This is a genomic window from Frateuria flava, from assembly GCF_017837635.1.
Taxonomy (GTDB): Bacteria; Pseudomonadota; Gammaproteobacteria; order Xanthomonadales; family Rhodanobacteraceae; genus Frateuria_A; species Frateuria_A flava.
In genome coordinates this window covers 25,067-41,903 of sequence record NZ_JAGJRS010000018.1, presented here as the reverse complement: position 1 = coordinate 41,903, position 16,837 = coordinate 25,067, and the positions used below count along the sequence as shown (strand labels likewise).

Here is a 16,837-nt window from a genome sequence, read left to right as displayed (position 1 = left end):
CCGGTTGCCGTTGTCAGTAGGTGCGTGTCCAAGCCAGGATCAAATCTTCCCGGGAATCGCTGTATTTATTTCCAGGAATTTGCTCTTTTTTCGTAGGGATGAAGGCCTTCGTGAATACGTTGATGGTGCGATCATTCACCTCGAGAAAAATGCTCGGATCCGTGGCAGGGCCCGGGCCAGGGAAGGCTCCTTCGCGGATTTCTTCGTTCGCGACGCTGTACCTGACCAGCTCGTCCTTGAAAATGGCGCCAATGTCCACGTCGGCTTCGTGGGGAACTCCGTCCATAGATTTCCACCGCACGTGAGCTGGACGCGGAAAATTCGGGATACCCCCGTACGATGCAAACCCCCACTTTTCGCGATAGTCCGCAGACGGCGGCGGTGGGCTGACCACATCACCCGAGCGAAGTCGGGTGAAGTTGTTGTCCGCGTAGATCACCTCGCAACCGATCGTGTTGTAGCAGTACGCGCGAAAATCGTGCCGCTTGAACTTCAGCGGGAAATGATTGGGCGCCACATGCTTGGTCGAGGTCTCGGATGGAAATGCCATGGCGGTCAGGCAACCTGTCAGTGCGAAAAGAAACAACGCGCAGGAGGCAAGGCGGGTGTGTCGCATGATCGGGCGTCCTGCTCGATGCGGAAGAGGGAGCCCGGAATCTAGGCCATGCCGCGGAGAGGTCGCAATGGACAATCCCCTACAACGCGGACAGGGGTCGCCGATGCATCAGTGCAGTCCCGAAGACGCCACGAACCAGGCGACGACCGCCAGCAGATTGTTCACACCATGGGCGACCACGGCAGGCCACAGCGAGCCGGAGCGCAGGCGCAGCCAGGCCAGCGCGGCGGCGAGCAACGCGAGATTGGGCACGGCGTACCAGAGGAATCCCAGGTCCGGCAGGTGCACGCAGGCGAACAGCAGCGAGCTGATGACGATCGCCCAGCCGGCGTGCATGCGCCGCAGCAGCGCCGAGAGCAGGGCGCCGCGGAAGAGCAGTTCCTCGACCAGCGGCCCCAGGCTGACGACCACCAGCGCCAGCGGCAGGCGCAGCGCCAGCGAGGCGGCGCCGCCGATCTGCTTGACGTCCTGGGTGACCTGGTGGCCGTGCGCCATCCAGCGGGTCAGCCAGCCACCGGCGATCGGCAGGGCCAGGCCAAGCAGCACGGCGGCGAGGTAGAACCACGGACGACCGGGGCGGGTCAGGCCCAGTCCGGGCGGCGCACCGTGCGACCAGGCCGCGGGCCACAGCCGGCGCACCAGCACGATGGTCACGCTGGCGGCCAGCAGCAGCGTCAGGATCACCATCAGCGCATTGGTGTCCGGCTGGGCCAGCACGGCCTTGATGCGGGCGGCCATGCCCGATGCCGGAGCGCCGGATACGCCCAGGGCGAAACCCAGACCGACACCGACCAAACCACTGGCGACGAACTGCAGCGCGAAGTAGACGACGATCATGCCGATCGCGCTGCCAAGGTGCGGCAGTCGCGCGTCGTGCAGCGAGGGATGGAGCGGGCGGGAGGGCATCGGCCGAGGACAACCTGCGAGGATAGGGAGGACGTGCGCGGCCCGATCGCCACGCGCGCCGCGTGGCCAAGGGCCCATTCCCGGGTCGTCAGCCAGCCAGCATCGCGCGACCCAGGCCGGTCAGGGCCATGAGCAAGGTGGCTGCCCAGGCGAGCATGCCGACCACGAAACCACCGCCGCGCCGGGCGGCCTCCTGCAGGTAGGCCAGTGCGTACCAGGTGCGCGCGGCCAGCCACACCAGACCGGCAACACCCGCCCAGAGCGCGAAGCCGTAGTGGGCCGCAAGCCACAGCGTGGGCAGGAACAGCAACGCCGCCTCGAGCGTATTCATCTGCACGCGGAAGGCTCGTTCGAACGCCGGATGACCGCTGGTTGCCGGTGCGTGGACCTGGTAACGGCCGCGTGCGCGGCCGACCGCGAAGGCGGTGCCGAACATCAGCAGGACGGCGAGCAGCGTGACCAGGGCGGGCAGGTGTTCTTTCATGAGAATAGGCAGTTGAACGGTGGCCTACTGTAGCGGCAACCTCGACGCAGGGGAGACGCGAAGCTGGTTAAGCTGCCCGGAGCGCGCTGGGCGCACGGCGAGGGCGGACGGCATGGACTGGCAGAAAGGCGAGCGCAGCCGCAACGTGGAAATCGACAGCGGCCGCGGGGGCGGCGGCGGGCTCGGCTTCGGTGGCGGCCGCGGCATGGGCATCGGCGGCCTGATCGTGCTGGCCATCCTGGGTTGGGTGTTCTTCAAGGATCCGACGGCCTTGCTCGACCAGGGCGGCCAGGCGGGGCCGACCTCGGCGCAGGTCGGCGAACCGGCCCAGGTCGACCCGCAGCAGCGCGACTTCGTCAGCGCAATCCTGGGTTCCACCGAGAAGACCTGGGGCGATATCTTCGCCGCCAACGGGCGCCAGTATGTCGACCCGACGCTCGACCTGTTCAGCGGCGGCGTGCGCACCGCCTGTGGCCTCGCCTCGACCGCCGTCGGGCCGTTCTACTGCCCCGGCGACCAGAAGGTGTATCTCGACCTGTCGTTCTTCCAGGAACTGCAGGACCGGTTTGGCGCGGCCGGCGACTTCGCCCGTGCGTACGTGATCGCGCACGAGGTGGGCCATCACGTGCAGAAGCTGCTGGGCGTGTTCGACCAGGTGCAGCAGGCGCGCGAACAGGGCGCGCCGATGGAGGGTGCCAACGGCCTCTCGGTGCGTCAGGAGCTGCAGGCCGACTGCTTTGCCGGGGTCTGGGCCAACCGCAGTGAACAGCGGTTGCATTGGCTGGAGGCAGGCGACGTGGAGGAGGCGTTGAATGCCGCCAGCAAGATCGGCGACGACACGTTGCAGCGAGAGACCCGAGGCACGGTGGTGCCCGACTCGTTCACCCATGGCACGTCGGCGCAGCGGGTGAAATGGTTCAAGACGGGGCTGCAAAGCGGGCAGGTGTCCAGCTGCAACACGTTCGCCGGCGACATCTGAGGACGACGGCAGTCCATCGGCCTTGCCCCTGCGCCGAGGGCCGGAGCGCTTTTCAGGCGGTCGGGATCCGCGCTCGCAGCGGACTCATGCCCGGTTGCCAGGAGAGTCGCGCAGGGATACGGGAGGGCGCCGGGCCGATAAAGGCCCAATCGAACCTAAACGGCTGCTGGCAAAGCGTTTTCAAGAGTGGATTTCCATCTTCCGCCGCACCCCCGCCACGCCCTAGAATCCGCGCGCTGCGCGCCAGGGGGTGCGCCTTGCGTCGGTCCCATGGCCCATCCCTGCCTGAGTTGCGGCGCCTGCTGCGCTTTTTTCCGCATCGCCTTCCACTGGTCCGAAACCGATCCCTTTCTGGGTGGCACGGTGCCGGCGGAGCTTACCGAAAGGCTCGACCCCCATCGTGTGGTGATGCGCGGCACGCAGGCCAGGCAGCCGCGCTGCGTGGCGTTGAAGGGAACCATCGGCGAGGCGGCTTATTGCGGCATCCACACGATCAAGCCTTCGGTCTGCCGCGAAGTGGAGCCGTCGTGGGAGTTCGGTCGCCATAGCCCGCAGTGCGACAAGGGACGCATCGCCTACGGCCTGCGGCCGCTCACGCCCGAAGACTGGCTCGATCCATCGGGCGACAGCGCGCCGCCGTTGCCGCAGAGCGCCTGAGGCTTCAGCGCGACGAGGCGATGAAGCTGTTCGGCGCGTAGAGGACCCAGTCTTCCTCGCGGCCGTCGAGCATCACGCGGGCGTGGAAGCCCACGCAGCTTTGATCCGGGCATGGGGTCTGGGGGGTGACGCCGTCCGGTGCCTGGGCCAGCAGGGCGTAGTCGTGGCTCGTGGTTATCTCGCGGCAGAACTCCGGCGGGCCGCCGACAATGCGGATCACCACAGGCTTGGCGTAGTAGCTTTTCTGCCCAAGGACCTGGTGCCTGAATTCCTCGAAGGTGCAGGCCCAGGTGCCGGACTTGAAGGTCACGCGGGTGGCACCCGCCGGTGGCGCCACGCGTGCCTCGTCGGCCAGTGCCGGCATGGTGGCATTGCCGCCGTAGCGCCAGAGCATGAAACCGCCGAACACGACCAACCCTACCAGCGTTCGCTTGAGCATCCGTTCCCCCGGCGCGGTTCTGCGACCGACGCGGAGCCTGTCATTTTCTACCGGGGCAATCAACCGGTAGGGTCAGCCGAAGCGATAGATATCCATCGCCAGAATGCCGTGGTCGATGCCGGCATCGATGCGTCTTGCGCGCGGGTCCGTGCCGGCCGCGCCCAGCGCGACGAACAGCGGCAGCAGGTGTTCGTCGGTCGGATGGGCGCGCTGGGCGAACGGCGCTTGGCGGCGGTAGTCGAGCAGGGCGTCGACATCGCCGGCGGCCAGGCGCTCTTCAACCCAGGTGATGAACGGGCGCACGTAGGGCGCCTCGCGCTCGGCACCGTAGCCCATGCGCAGGTCGCCCAGGTTGTGCGTGATGCTGCCCGAGCCGATCACCAGCACGCCTTCTCCACGCAACGACGCCAGCGCGCGGCCCACCGCGAGGTGGTGCGCCGGGTCGCGCTCCGGCTGGATCGAGATCGGCACGACCGGGATGTCGGCGTCCGGATAGAGCAGGCGCAGCGGCACCCAGGCGCCATGGTCCAGGCCGTGTTGCGGATCGAGGGTCGCATCCAGGCCCGCCTGGCCGAGCAGCCCCAGGACGCGCTCGGCCAGCGCCGGGGCACCTGGCGCGGGATAGCGGATTTGATAAAGCTCGGCCGGAAAACCGAAGAAGTCGTGCACGGTGTCCGGCTGCGCCGCCCCGCCCACCTGCGGCGCGGGACTCAGCCAGTGTGCGGTGGCCATCACGATGGCCTGCGGGCGCGGCAGGTCGGCGGCCAGTTCGGCCAGGCGCTCGCGGACGGAACCGGGCTGCAGCGCGGTCATCGGCGAGCCGTGGGAAGTGTAGAGGCTGGGCAGGGTGGTCATCTTGGGGCCTTCGCAGTCCACGCTTGGGTGGCGTACCTTCGATAGATCGGGGCGGAGACATGCTCTGCAAGCCCGCCGGCCCGGAGGCTGTTCCAGGGCCGGGGAAGCGTGGAATGGGGCGGCGTGCGGCCGCTGTTGCGGCCCGGAACGGTTTTGCCGCCCGGGCGCTATGACAACGGTCGGCCCAGACCCAGTCGCAGCGGGTCGAGCAGGCGGCCGTAGCGTCCCGCCCGCGCGGTGTCGCGGTTGAGCGGTTGGCGGACCTGCGCGGCGCTGGGTGTGCGGATCGCACGCCTGGCCTGGTGGAAATCCAGGCACGCCGCGTCGAAGGGCAGCCGGCAGAAGGCCAGCAGGGCGCGGATCTCGCCTTCCGGATCGGCCAGCAGCGCCTCGTAATGCTGGGTACGTATGCGTTCGGGTGCGGCAGCGCGCCAGGCGTCCAGCGCCGCTTCGTAGTCGCGTACGTAGGCGGCGATGTCGGTCAGCGTGCAGGCAAAGTGCGGCAACCGGTAGAACTGCTGCTTGAAGCACGACCAGCCGGCTTCCAGCGCATCGCGCCGCACGTCGACGACGCGCGCGCCCGGCAGCATCGCGCCCAGCACGCCGGCGTAGAGCCAGTTCTCCGGCAGCTTGTCCGTGAAGTGCGGGCGCTGGCGACGCCAGCGCGCGGTGCGCTCGAGGTAGCGCCGGCCCATGCGGTGCCAGTCCTGTGCGGTGGCGGTGGGCACCCAGCGCGGGAACGGCTGGCCACGACGTGTCGATTCCTCCACCAGCACGTCGCCCAGGTCCGGCAACTCGCTGGCGCCTTCCACCCGCGGATGCGCGGCCAGGATCTGCTCGAACAGCGTGGAACCGGAGCGGGGCAGGCCGACGATGAAGATCGCTTCTTCGCCCAGCGCGGGCTCGAGCGGTACGGGCAACCTGGCGCTGCTCTGGACGACCGACGCCACGAACGTGTGGAAGCCGCCGGCCTGCCAGGGAGCCAGCCGGCGCTGACGCGCGTTGGCCTCGCTGAGGGCGGCGAAAGCCTCGTCGTAGCGGCCCTGGTCCTCGCAGGCCTTGCCGAGCGCAAAACCCATCGCGATGCGGTCAGCCTCGGCCACGTCGGCGCGCCCGAGCATGCCGACGATCCGGCTCCTGTCCTCATCCGAAAGGGGCCGTGTCTTCATGTTGGCCAGGCCGCGCCAGGCATCTCCGCAGGCCGGATGCAGCGCAAGCGCCGCCCGGTAGCGCCGGTCGGCTTCGTCGAAACGGCCCAGATGCACCAGGGCGTCGCCAAGCAGTACATGGGCGGGAAGCAGGGTCGGTTGCAGTGCGCAGGCGCGTTCCAGTGCCTCCACCGCCGGCTCGGTATGGCCCAGCACCTGCAGGTTGCGTCCCAGGTTGAACCAGCCTATCGGATAGTCGGGTGCGCGCTCGCACGCCTGACGCCAATGGGTCAGCGCCGCCTCGGCATCCCCGTCCGCCTGTTCCGCGTTGGCCAGGTCGGTGAGCGCCAGGGGGTCTTCCGGCCACTGTCGCAAGGCCTCGCCGAGCACTTCGCGCGCAGCACCGTATTGCCGGGCGCGCGTATGCAGGATGCCGAGCAGGCGCAGGACCTCCGGGTGTTGCGGTGCGGCGGACAGCGCGGCAGCCAGCCTCTGTTGCGCAGGCGCCAGCGCGCCGTCGCGGATCGCCCGCGCCGCCGCCTCCAGCGACTGGCGCTCATCCAGTGACAGGCCGCCGACGCGCGAGGCCATGTCGGTGAAGTCCTCAGGGCAGGGCCAGGGTGCAGGCATCGGAACGTCTCGCGGGCGGAAAAGGGATGGTACGTCTTCCCGGCAGGGCTGGCGGCAAAGGCAGGTCACGCAGGCCGGGGCAAGTCTGCTAGCGTGTGCGCTTCGCCCCTGCGCGGGCAAGGAACACGCCTGTCCATGCAACGCCTGTCCCACCTGGATGATCTGGAAGCGGAAAGCATCCAGATCCTTCGTGAAGTGTTCGCCTGTTTCCGTCGTCCGGTGATGCTCTATTCCATCGGAAAAGACTCCACCGTACTGCTGCACCTGCTGCGCAAGGCCAGTCGGCCAGCGCCCCCGCCGATGCCGCTGCTGCACGTCGATACCACCTGGAAGTTCCGCGAGATGATCGCCTTCCGCGACCGCGTGGCCGCGCAGGGCGACGTGCGGATGCTGGTGCACATCAACCAGGACGGCGTGCGCCAGGGCATCTCGCCGCTGACCCATGGCGCGGCCGTGCACACCGACGTGATGAAGACCCAGGCGCTGCGGCAGGCGCTGGACCAGCACCAGTTCGATGCGGCGATCGGCGGCGCGCGGCGCGACGAGGAAAAGTCACGCGCGAAGGAGCGCATCTTCTCCTTTCGCAGCGCGCAGCACCGCTGGGATCCGAAGCAGCAGCGCCCCGAACTCTGGCACACCTGGAATACGCAGATCCGGCAGGGCGAAAGCGTACGCGTGTTCCCGCTGTCCAACTGGACCGAGCTGGATGTGTGGGAATACATCCGCCGCGAGAACATCGACGTGGTGCCGCTGTATTTCGCCAGGGAGCGCCCGGTGGTCGAGCGCGACGGCGCGCTGATCATGGTCGACGACGAGCGTTTCGTGCTGCGCGAAGGCGAGCACATCGAGCAGCGCCGCGTGCGCTTCCGCACGCTGGGCTGTTACCCGCTCACCGGTGCGATCGAATCGGACGCCGATTCGCTGGACGCGATCATCGAGGAAATGCGCGCTTCGCGCAGCTCCGAGCGCCAGGGGCGGATCATCGACCACGACGGCGCAAGCTCAATGGAGAAAAAGAAGCAGGAGGGCTATTTCTGATGGCCCCCGGCATGCTTCGCTTCATCACCTGCGGCAGCGTGGACGACGGCAAGAGCACGCTGCTGGGCCGCCTGCTCTACGACGCCGGCATGCTGGCCGACGACCAGCTCGATGCCCTGCGTCGCGACAGCGGCAAACGCGGCGGCGCAGCGCTGGATTTCGCGCTGGTCACCGACGGACTGGACGCCGAGCGCGAACAGGGCATCACCATCGACGTGGCCTGGCGCTACTTCCACACGGCGCGGCGCAACTTCGTCGTGGGCGACTGCCCCGGCCACGAGCAGTACACGCGCAACATGGCCACCGGCGCCTCGCAGGTGGATCTGGCGGTGGTGCTGGTCGACGCGCGCAAGGGGCTGTTGCCGCAGACGCGCCGGCACACCTACATCTGCGCCCTGCTGGGTATCCGACGCGTCATCCTGGCGGTGAACAAGATGGACCTGGTCGGCCTGGACGCGGACGTCTATGCGTCCATCGTCGAGCCCTACCATGCGCTGGCCGCGTCGATGGGCATCGCGTCGGTCAATGCGCTGCCGGTGGTGGCGCCGGACGGGGACAACGTGGGGCTGCGCTCGATGCGCATGCCCTGGTACCGGGGCCCCAGCCTGCTGGAACTGCTCGAAACGCTGGATGCCGAAGTGGCGCCGCCGGCCCGGTTCCGGTTGCCGGTGCAATGGGTCAACCGGCCTGACCAGCATTTCCGCGGTTATGCCGGCACGGTATGCGGCGGGCGGGTGGCGGTGGGCGACCCGGTGGTGGTGCAACCCAGTGGCCAGGTCGCGCGGGTCGAGCGCATCGCCGGGCCGTCGGAGGATCTTTCCGAGGCGAGCGCCGGACAGGCCGTCACGCTGTGCCTGGACCGCGAGCTCGACATCAGCCGCGGCGACGTAATCGCGACCGCATCGGATCCGGCGCCGGTCGCCGACCAGTTCGGTTGCCACCTGGTCTGGTTTGGCGATGCGCCGCTGCTGCCCAACCGCAGCTACCTGCTGCGGCTGGGCACCGCGGTGGTCAATGCGCGCGTGACGGCGATTAAGCACAAGATCGACGTCAACACACAGGCACCCCTGGCCGCGCGGCGGCTGGAGCTCAACGAGGTCGGCTACGGCAACATCGATCTCGATCGACCGGTCGCGTTCGAGCGCTACGCCGACAACCGCACGCTCGGCGGCTTCGTCCTGATCGACCGCCAGAGCAATGCCACGGTGGCCTGCGGCATGCTCGACTTCGCGCTGCAGCGGGCCTCCAACATCCATTGGCAGCACACCGACGTGGACAAGGCCACGCGTGCGCTGGCCAAGGGCCAGCAGCCGCTGTGCCTGTGGTTCACTGGCCTGTCCGGCGCGGGCAAGTCGACGATCGCCAACCTGGTCGAGCGCAAGCTGGCCGCGCAGGGCTTCCACACCTACCTGCTGGACGGCGACAACCTGCGCCACGGGCTCAACGTGGACCTGGGCTTCACGGCCGAGGCGCGTGTGGAGAACGTGCGCCGCGTGGCCGAGGTGGCGCACCTGATGGTCGACGCCGGGCTGGTGGTGCTGGTGTGCGTGATCTCGCCGTTCGCGAGCGAGCGCGAGTTCGCCCGAAAGCGACTGGGCGAAGGCGAGTTCGTCGAGGTGTTCGTCGATGCGCCGCTGGCCGATTGCGAACAGCGCGATCCAAAGGGACTCTACGCCAAGGCGCGCGCGGGGAAGATCAGCAACTTCACCGGCATCGACTCGCCCTACGAGCGGCCGGCCGCGCCGGAGCTGCACCTGCATGCTGCGGGACAGCGCGCCGAACAACTGGCCGAACAGGTGCTGGCCTACCTGCAGGAGCGCCTGGGCTGACCGCGTAGGGGCCCGCTTGCGAGCGATGCTGCTGTGCCGTTATCCGGCAAAGCATCGCCCGCAAGCGGGCCCCTGCGGGGATTACTTGCGGCGTGGCGGCTTGCCACCCTGGCGCGGCTTGAATCCACCGGGCCGCGGCCGGCGCGGTGGCGTGGCGCCGGTCGATTCTTCCGTGCCGTCCCACTCGCTGATGCGCAACTGCTGCTGGCTTACCCAGACCTTTTTGAGGTGGTCGAACACTTCCGTGGGCATACCTTCGGGCAGGTCGATCAGGCTGTAGTCGCCACGGATGCTGACGCGGCCGATGAACTGGCTTTCGAGCCCGGCTTCATTGGCGATCGCGCCGACGATGTTGCCGGGTTTGACGCCGTGCTCGTGGCCGACCTCGATGCGATAGGTCCGCTTGCCCGGCTCCGGCGCGTTGTGCGGGCGGGGCGGACGGGCGTCGAAGCTGCGCGGCTCGCGCGCTTCCCGCGGCTTGCGCTCGTGGCGTTCGGTGTCGCGTTCGCGCGGCGCGTGCTCGCGGCGTTCGTTGTCGCGCCGTTCGTATTCGCGCTTTGGCGGAGGCGTCAGCAGCAGCGGGCGGTCGCCCTGCGCGATGCGCGCCAGCGCGGCGGCGATCTCCAGTGCCGGTACGTTGTGTTCCTGCTCGTACTGCTCGATCAATTGCTGGAACTGGCCGAGGTCACCCTGCGCCATCGTGTCGGTGATGCGCTGCTTGAAGCGCGCGATGCGCACGTCGTTGACCGCCTCGACGGTGGGCAGCTTCATCTCCTCGATCGGCTGGCGCGTGGCCCGCTCGATCGCGCGCAGCATGCCCTTTTCACGCGGGGTGACGAACAGGATCGCCTCGCCGCTGCGTCCCGCGCGGCCGGTGCGGCCGATGCGGTGGACGTAGCTCTCGGTGTCGTAGGGGATGTCGTAGTTGAAGACGTGGCTGATGCGCTCGACGTCCAGGCCGCGCGCGGCGACGTCGGTGGCGACCAGGATGTCCAGCTTGCCGTCCTTGAGTTGCTGGATCACGCGCTCGCGCTGCGGCTGGGCGATGTCGCCGTTGATCGCCGCGGCGGCCAGGCCGCGCGCGGTGAGCTTTTCCGCCAGTTCCTCAGTCGCCTGCTTGGTGCGCGCGAAGATGATCATCGCGTCGAACGGCTCGGCTTCCAGGATGCGGGTCAGCGCATCGAGCTTGTGCATGCCGCTGACAAACCAGTAGCGCTGGCGGATGTTCGCCGCGGTGGTGGTCTTGGCCTTGATGGTGACCTCGACCGGGTCCTTCAGGTGCGCCTGCGCGATCTTGCGGATCGGCACCGGCATGGTGGCCGAGAACAGCGCGACCTGGCGGGTCGGCGGCGTGGCCTGCAGCACCTTCTCGACGTCGTCGATGAAGCCCATGCGCAGCATTTCGTCCGCCTCGTCCAGCACCAGGTACCTGAGGTCGGACAGGTCCAGCGTGCCCTTGTCCAGATGATCGATCACGCGGCCGGGCGTGCCGACCACGACATGCACGCCGCGGCGCAGCGCGTGCAACTGCGGTCCATAGCTCTGCCCACCGTAGATCGGCAGCACCTGGAAGCCGGGAATGTGCGCGGCGTAGCGCTGGAACGCCTCGGCCACCTGGATGGCCAATTCGCGCGTCGGCGCCAGCACCAGCGCCTGCGGCTTGCCGGGCTTCGCCTCGATGCGCGAGAGGATCGGCAAGGCGAACGCGGCGGTCTTGCCGGTGCCGGTCTGCGCCTGACCGAGCACGTCACGCCCTTCGAGCAGCGGCGGGATGGTGGCGGCCTGGATGGGGGAGGGCGACTCGTAGCCGACGTCGGCGAGCGCCTGCTGGATTTCGGGGCGCAACGCGAGCGCGGCAAAACCGGCCGGCGCCGGGTCGTGATCGGCCGGCGTGGGACCTGGAACGGGGGATGACATGGGAACCTCAGGATGTGGGCAGCGGCGAGCAAGGGCGGCGCCGCGCAGGCGCGGCATTCTAGCAGCCTCGCCGGTGTGGCGTCGGCGTGGAGTACACGTGGTGTCGGCGGGTCGTGGTTATGATCGGGCGCTTGTGTGGATGTGGAGCTCCGTGGCGTGACAACGATCGAAACGCTTTCCGAACAGCACTGCCACGGCGGAGTGCAAGGTTTTTACCGCCACGATTCGCGCGTGTGTGGCGGACCGATGCGGTTTGCGCTGTACCTGCCGCCGCAGTCGACGCGGCAGCCGTGCCCGGTGCTGTGGTTCCTCGCCGGGCTGACCTGCACCGAGGAGACCGCCACCATCAAGGCCGGTGCCCAGCGGCTGGCCGCAGCATTGGGACTGGCACTGGTGATGCCCGACACCAGCCCGCGCGACACAGGCTTGGACGGCGCCACCGGCGACTGGGAATTCGGCGAGGGCGCGGGGTTCTACCTGGACGCCACGCAAAAGCCATGGGCCGCGCGGTTCAACATGCGCAGCTACGTGGCCGAAGAGCTGCCTGCGTTGCTTTCCGGGAAGTTCCCGGTCGACATCACGCGCGCCGGCATTTGCGGTCACTCCATGGGTGGCCATGGCGCGCTTACCCTGGCGCTGGCCTATCCGCAGCGTTACCGCTCCGTATCCGCGTTTGCGCCCATCGTGGCGCCATCGCGCGTGCCCTGGGGACAGAAGGCGTTCTCCCGGTACCTTGGCGACGATGCGACAGCCTGGTCCGGCTACGACGCCTGCGCCCTGGTGCGACAGCAGACCTTTCCCGGCACGATCCTGATCGATCAGGGCGAGGCCGATCGGTTCCTGGCCGAGCAGTTGCGACCGGAGCTGTTCGAGCAGGCGTGCGCCGAGGCGGGCCAGCCGCTAGTACTGCGCCGGCATCCGGGCTACGACCACAGTTACTGGTTCATCAGCAGCTTCATCGACGACCACCTGCGGCATCACGCAAAGGCGCTGGGTCTGTAGCTTCCCGCAAGGGTCCCCCCATCCGCCTGTCGGCACCTTCCCCCGCGCGCGGGGGAAGGCTCGGCAGGTGGCGTCCGGCAAGTCGCTGGTGTGCCTTCCCAGCGAGCGATCGCGACCGGCGGGACCGGTCAGCCGCGCGTTTCGGGCCGCGTTGCATTGCCGCCGGAGCGGCGCGGGCGGCGATTGGCGCGCCCGGCGTTGGCCGGATTGCGATTCTGCGCATGGTTACCACCATGCCCGTTGCGCTGCGGACGCGGTTGGCGCTGGCCCTGCACCGGGCGCGGAGCGCCGGCATCCAGGCGCAGCGGCGTGGAGGGCTCGAAGCCGGGCACGTCAGTGATCGCGATCTCCTGCTTGAGCAGCTTGCGGATGTCGCGCAGCAGGCCCGATTCGTCGTGGCTGACCAGCGACACGGCCATGCCCTCGGCGCCGGCGCGGCCAGTGCGGCCGATGCGGTGCACGTAGTCCTCGGCGACCATCGGCAGGTCGTGGTTGATCACCATCGGCAACTGGTCGATGTCGATGCCGCGGGCGGCGATGTCGGTGGCAACCAGCACGGTAACGCGGCCGCTCTTGAAATCGCCCAGCGCGCGGGTGCGGGCGTTCTGGCTCTTGTTGCCGTGGATCGCCGCGGAGCGGACGCCCGAGGCCTCCAGGAATTTCACCAGCTTGTCCGCGCCGTGCTTGGTGCGGCTGAACACCAGGCTCTGGCGGCGGCTGTCCTGCGAGAGCACGTGCAGCAGCAGGTCGCGCTTGCGCGAGGCATCGACCGGGTGCACGTGGTGGGTGACCAGCGGCGCCACGGTGTTGGGCGGGGTCACCGACACTTCGCGCGGCGAGCGCATGAACTGCATCGCCAGTGCCTTGATCGGCTCGGCGAAGGTGGCCGAGAACAGCAGCGTCTGGCGCTGCTTCGGCAGCGCCTGGAGGATGCGCTTGATCGCGGGCAGGAAGCCCATGTCGAGCATGCGGTCGGCCTCGTCCAGCACCAGCACTTCGACGCCGGAGAGGTCGACGGAGCGCTGCTGCATGTGGTCTATCAGGCGGCCCGGCGTGGCGATCACCACGTCCACGCCACGGCGCAGCGCCTGCATCTGCGGGCCCATGCCGACACCGCCGAAGATGGTGGTGCTGGAGACGCGCAGGTGCTTGCCGTAGTCGCGCAGGTTGTCGTGCACCTGGGCAGCCAGTTCACGCGTGGGGGTCAGCACCAGCGCGCGCGGGCGGCGGGTCTGGGTGGCGCCGGCGGTAGACAGGTACTGCAACAGCGGCAGCGCGAACGCGGCGGTCTTGCCGGTGCCGGTCTGCGCGGCAGCCAGCAGGTCGTGGCCCTCGAGCACCAGCGGGATGGCACCGGCCTGGATCGGGGTGGGCTGCGTGTAGCCCTGGTCGGCAAGCGCGCGCAGCAACGCGGGCGCAAGGCCCAGCGATTCGAAAGACATGGAAAACACTCCTGTGCAACCCGGAGCGTTCTTTCAGAACCGCGTTGCGATATGGGGAAGGGGGCGGTTGGGAGCCGCAACGGCGAAAGGCCGTCCGTGAAGTATAGCGCAACCGGCGTCAGAGCGCCGGGTCTTGCGGCACTGCCGCTTTCGCGGCGGCATTCAGGGGAGCACGGCTTGTCGCAGTCCCTTGCAGGAGCGCACTGTGCGCGGCCCTGCGGCATGGCGGTCGCGCACAGGTGCGCTCGTGCAGACCGTCCTGGTGTGCCGGTCGCTACAGCGGCGGCCGCCGCGCCACGATCAGGTAGCTGTTGAACGGCGTGCGGCCCCACAACGGCGTGAGGGTGGTGACCAGGCCGGCGCGTTCGAGCGGTCCGGTCACTTCCTGCGCGGTCGGGTAATGGTCGGCCCCGACGCGCATCCAGCCGGTCGCGTGCAGGACATGCTCCTCGATCACTGTCGCGTGGAAGCGCCAGTGCTTCGCCCGCAGCACGTTGCGGATCATCAGCTGTGCCCCGGGGGCCACGTGGCCGGCCAGCTGGTCGAGCAGGGGCGCCTGGCGTGCGGCCGGCAGGTAATGCAGGACATCGAGCAGACAGACGTGCCCACGAAAGTCGGGCAGGTCGGCGACGTCCGCGCGGCGAAGGTCCAGCGCATCGCCGATCGCCGCCGCCGCGGCCCGGCCGGTGGCGATCTTGCGCTCGTCGTGATCGATGCCGACGTAGCCCTGCAGCACGCCGCAACCGTGCAGGTAGTGGCCGAGCAGACCGATGCCGCAACCGACGTCGAGCAACGGGAGCGCCGGGGCTTCCTGCAGAAGTCGCGCGACGGCGCCGTAGACGGGATCTCCGGCCAGTTTTCCACGTACGTACTGGCGCTGGTTGAAGCCGGTGAAACGGGCCGAGAGCGTGGCGCGCATCGATCGGTCGAGGTGGTACCGCGGGCGCACCGTCAAGGCTGGCGCTCCGGCGCGTGGCGAACCTCGTGTCGGGACGATCGTTGCATGGTCGTGCTCCGGGGGCGGGAGGCCAGTATAGGCAGGCTCCGTGGTGCCGGATGTGCAGGGGCGGCCGTTTGGCCGTAGGAGCCCTCCCGAAATGGACGAGCCCGGCGCGGGGCCGGGCTCGTCGTCGCGCCTTGCCGATGGCGTTACTGGCAGGTCACGCCCACCGCGTTGAATGCGGCCACCACGTCACTGCGCGAGTAGCCGTAGTCGTCCGCCGCATTCTCCACGCCGCAGGCGCCGGCGTTGAACGTGGACGTAGCCGTCCAGTACATCGCGTTGGCACGCTCGAACACCTCGAACGCCTTGCGCGTGTTCCAGGTCGAGGTCTTGGCCAGCGTGCAGAACGCCTTGTTGTAGACGCCGCTGGAGTAGTGAACGTCCAGACCGCTGTAGTACTGCGACGCATTGTCGATCGAGCCGCCGTCCTTGCTCGGCGTGCACATCCAGCGCAGCGCCGGATCGGTCTTGGTGATGTCGGCGCCGACCAGCCAGTCGTTGGCACCACGGTCGTAGTACTCGGCCGCTTCGCCGGCCATGTCCGAGAAGGCCTCGTTCATGCCGCCCGACTGGCCCGAGTACTGCAGGTTGGAGTGCTGCTCGGTGAAGCCGTGGCTGATCTCGTGGCTGGTCACGTCCAGCGCGGTGAGCGGGTAGAAGTAGCCCGCGCCGTCGCCGAAGTTCATCGACGAGCCGTTCCAGAACGCATTCTCGTAGTTGCGGCTGTAATGCACGTTCATCACCAGCTGCATGTTCAGCGGCGGCGCGCCGAACCAGGCGGTGTACATGTCGTGCACGACGGCGCCGAAGTGATGCGCGTCGTTGATCGGCGAATAGGCACCGTTGATGCCGTCACCGCTGCTGGTCGGACAGGTGAACGTCCACAACGTGGCGCGGTTGCGGCTCTGGTTCATGTCGTTGGTCTTCACGTTGGTGTTGACCATCGAACAGGTGCTGCCCGACTGGGTGACCGCGAGCGCCGGATAGTCGGTGCCGTAGAAATACTGGCCGGTCTTCTGGTTGCCACCGGGACCGTTGGCCGAGGCCGGCGTGCCGCTGCCGCCACCGCCGCCACCCGGCCGTTTGGTGGTCAGGCCTTCCCAGCTCTTGACCACCGCGCCAGTGTTGGCGTCGATGATCGCGGTGGGACGGGTCGGGCGGCCGTTGTGGTCGTCGAAGAACGAAGTCAGGTAGACCAGTCGTGCCTTCTTGCCCTCGGCATAGACGTACAGCTCGTGCTTGACGTTCTGCAGGCTGGCGTCGGAGACCGCGTTGGTACCGATGCCATACGGCAGGAAGCCGGCATGCTGGCGCAGCGCGGACAACGCCTGGGCGCCACTGAGGCGCGGCGTCACCGAAGCCAGGTCGAAGCCCAGGCCATTGGACAGATGGCCGTCGACGCTGCGCACGTTGCCGGCGCCATCGCGCTCGACCACGACGCTGCGGCCGTAGACCGGCACGCCGCGGAACATCTGGTGCTCACGGGTCTTGATGGTGCCGTGGGCGGTGCGCAACTGGAGGCCCGGGGCCAGCGAGGCCTGCGGGTCCATGCCCAGTTGCTGGCTCAGCGCGGTGGCGCTCAAGTGGCCCAGCGCGGGGGCGTGGATGTGGCTCGGCGTGGCGGCCTGGGCAGCGGCGGCCACGACCAGGCCAAGGGCGCCCAGCAGGGCGCCGGCAAGCGGTTTTTGCATCATGGGTGTTTCCCTCCCAAGGAAATGGATGGGCGGGCGGTAGCCTCCTGCCACGTCCCGCCGTCGCATCGGCACTCGCCGATCCTCCCCAGGGAGCGATGTGCCGGCAGGGCAACCTACGCCGGTCCGGGGAGCGTGTCATCGTGCCGCGCCGCATCCGGGCGACGGTCCTCACGGGACCGCGTGCTAGCCTGATGACCG

Annotated in this window: 15 protein-coding genes; 5 read left to right on the top strand and 10 right to left on the bottom strand. The window is 68.6% G+C overall.

Annotated elements, in window-relative coordinates:
* Positions 1-13 precede the first annotated feature (13 nt).
* The 3 genes from J7I44_RS08980 to J7I44_RS08970 all read right to left on the bottom strand — a co-directional run bounded on the left by J7I44_RS08980 (position 14) and on the right by J7I44_RS08970 (position 2,006).
* A complete protein-coding gene (locus J7I44_RS08980; RefSeq protein ID WP_209619204.1) occupies positions 14-616 on the bottom strand; it encodes a hypothetical protein in 603 nt (200 codons plus the stop codon).
* 108 nt (positions 617-724) lie between these two features.
* Entirely contained in the window at positions 725-1,522 is a 798-nt protein-coding gene (locus J7I44_RS08975) for a CPBP family intramembrane glutamic endopeptidase (RefSeq protein WP_209619201.1), read from the bottom strand.
* A gap of 88 nt (positions 1,523-1,610) precedes the next feature.
* The gene (locus J7I44_RS08970) at positions 1,611-2,006 is read right to left on the bottom strand and encodes an MAPEG family protein (RefSeq protein WP_209619198.1); all 396 of its coding nucleotides are present in this window, start codon (positions 2,004-2,006) and stop codon (positions 1,611-1,613) included.
* A 112-nt stretch (positions 2,007-2,118) separates the two neighbouring features.
* Here J7I44_RS08970 and ypfJ point away from each other — a divergent pair, with 112 nt between their 5' ends.
* Both ypfJ and J7I44_RS08960 read left to right on the top strand, forming a co-directional pair.
* Entirely contained in the window at positions 2,119-2,985 is an 867-nt protein-coding gene (gene ypfJ / locus J7I44_RS08965) for a KPN_02809 family neutral zinc metallopeptidase (protein ID WP_209619196.1), read from the top strand.
* Positions 2,986-3,255: 270 nt separating this feature from the next.
* Entirely contained in the window at positions 3,256-3,642 is a 387-nt protein-coding gene (locus tag J7I44_RS08960) for a YkgJ family cysteine cluster protein (protein ID WP_209619193.1), read from the top strand.
* A gap of 4 nt (positions 3,643-3,646) precedes the next feature.
* Here J7I44_RS08960 and J7I44_RS08955 read toward each other — a convergent pair whose 3' ends face one another.
* From J7I44_RS08955 to J7I44_RS08945, 3 genes are all read right to left on the bottom strand, one after another.
* The gene (locus tag J7I44_RS08955) at positions 3,647-4,081 is read right to left on the bottom strand and encodes a hypothetical protein (RefSeq protein ID WP_209619191.1); all 435 of its coding nucleotides are present in this window, start codon (positions 4,079-4,081) and stop codon (positions 3,647-3,649) included.
* Between the two features lie 72 nt (positions 4,082-4,153).
* Positions 4,154-4,936 carry a dioxygenase family protein gene (locus J7I44_RS08950; RefSeq protein WP_209619188.1) on the bottom strand — a complete coding sequence of 261 codons (783 nt, stop codon included), beginning with the start codon at positions 4,934-4,936 and terminating at the stop codon, positions 4,154-4,156.
* A gap of 167 nt (positions 4,937-5,103) precedes the next feature.
* On the bottom strand, positions 5,104-6,714 hold the full coding sequence (locus J7I44_RS08945; protein WP_209619186.1) for a sulfotransferase: 1,611 nt from the start codon (positions 6,712-6,714) through the stop codon (positions 5,104-5,106).
* A gap of 129 nt (positions 6,715-6,843) precedes the next feature.
* On the opposite strand from J7I44_RS08945, the gene cysD reads away from it, so the two are divergent.
* Positions 6,844-7,752, top strand: a complete 909-nt coding sequence (cysD, locus tag J7I44_RS08940; RefSeq protein ID WP_209619550.1) for a sulfate adenylyltransferase subunit CysD — start codon at positions 6,844-6,846, stop codon at positions 7,750-7,752.
* Between the two features lie 11 nt (positions 7,753-7,763).
* Complete coding sequence (gene cysC, locus J7I44_RS08935) at positions 7,764-9,581, top strand: adenylyl-sulfate kinase (protein WP_209619184.1); 1,818 nt, start codon at positions 7,764-7,766, stop codon at positions 9,579-9,581.
* An 81-nt stretch (positions 9,582-9,662) separates the two neighbouring features.
* Here the strand turns inward: cysC and J7I44_RS08930 are convergent, their stop codons facing one another.
* Positions 9,663-11,498, bottom strand: coding sequence for a DEAD/DEAH box helicase (locus tag J7I44_RS08930; RefSeq protein WP_209619182.1), 1,836 nt, complete (start codon positions 11,496-11,498; stop codon positions 9,663-9,665).
* Between the two features lie 156 nt (positions 11,499-11,654).
* Between J7I44_RS08930 and fghA the strand changes: the two genes are divergently transcribed.
* Positions 11,655-12,500 (top strand): S-formylglutathione hydrolase, encoded by an 846-nt coding sequence (gene fghA / locus J7I44_RS08925; RefSeq protein WP_342451887.1) that lies wholly within the window; start codon positions 11,655-11,657, stop codon positions 12,498-12,500.
* 128 nt (positions 12,501-12,628) lie between these two features.
* Here fghA and J7I44_RS08920 read toward each other — a convergent pair whose 3' ends face one another.
* The 3 genes from J7I44_RS08920 to J7I44_RS08910 all read right to left on the bottom strand — a co-directional run bounded on the left by J7I44_RS08920 (position 12,629) and on the right by J7I44_RS08910 (position 16,639).
* Entirely contained in the window at positions 12,629-13,942 is a 1,314-nt protein-coding gene (locus tag J7I44_RS08920; protein WP_209619180.1) for a DEAD/DEAH box helicase, read from the bottom strand.
* A gap of 274 nt (positions 13,943-14,216) precedes the next feature.
* A complete protein-coding gene (locus J7I44_RS08915; protein ID WP_209619178.1) occupies positions 14,217-14,861 on the bottom strand; it encodes a class I SAM-dependent methyltransferase in 645 nt (214 codons plus the stop codon).
* Between the two features lie 230 nt (positions 14,862-15,091).
* Positions 15,092-16,639: a M4 family metallopeptidase gene (locus tag J7I44_RS08910; protein WP_245188069.1), complete on the bottom strand. Its 1,548-nt coding sequence runs from the start codon at positions 16,637-16,639 to the stop codon at positions 15,092-15,094.
* Between the last annotated feature and the right edge of the window lie 198 nt (positions 16,640-16,837).

Coding starts and splice junctions, on each gene's coding strand:
- J7I44_RS08980 (WP_209619204.1), bottom strand. CDS start 616: ATGCGACACACCCGCCTTGCCTCCTGCGCGTTGTTTCTTTTCGCACTG.
- J7I44_RS08975 (WP_209619201.1), bottom strand. CDS start 1,522: ATGCCCTCCCGCCCGCTCCATCCCTCGCTGCACGACGCGCGACTGCCG.
- J7I44_RS08970 (WP_209619198.1), bottom strand. CDS start 2,006: ATGAAAGAACACCTGCCCGCCCTGGTCACGCTGCTCGCCGTCCTGCTG.
- ypfJ (WP_209619196.1), top strand. CDS start 2,119: ATGGACTGGCAGAAAGGCGAGCGCAGCCGCAACGTGGAAATCGACAGC.
- J7I44_RS08960 (WP_209619193.1), top strand. CDS start 3,256: ATGGCCCATCCCTGCCTGAGTTGCGGCGCCTGCTGCGCTTTTTTCCGC.
- J7I44_RS08955 (WP_209619191.1), bottom strand. CDS start 4,081: ATGCTCAAGCGAACGCTGGTAGGGTTGGTCGTGTTCGGCGGTTTCATG.
- J7I44_RS08950 (WP_209619188.1), bottom strand. CDS start 4,936: ATGACCACCCTGCCCAGCCTCTACACTTCCCACGGCTCGCCGATGACC.
- J7I44_RS08945 (WP_209619186.1), bottom strand. CDS start 6,714: ATGCCTGCACCCTGGCCCTGCCCTGAGGACTTCACCGACATGGCCTCG.
- cysC (WP_209619184.1), top strand. CDS start 7,764: ATGCTTCGCTTCATCACCTGCGGCAGCGTGGACGACGGCAAGAGCACG.
- J7I44_RS08930 (WP_209619182.1), bottom strand. CDS start 11,498: ATGTCATCCCCCGTTCCAGGTCCCACGCCGGCCGATCACGACCCGGCG.
- J7I44_RS08920 (WP_209619180.1), bottom strand. CDS start 13,942: ATGTCTTTCGAATCGCTGGGCCTTGCGCCCGCGTTGCTGCGCGCGCTT.
- J7I44_RS08915 (WP_209619178.1), bottom strand. CDS start 14,861: ATGCGCGCCACGCTCTCGGCCCGTTTCACCGGCTTCAACCAGCGCCAG.
- J7I44_RS08910 (WP_245188069.1), bottom strand. CDS start 16,639: ATGATGCAAAAACCGCTTGCCGGCGCCCTGCTGGGCGCCCTTGGCCTG.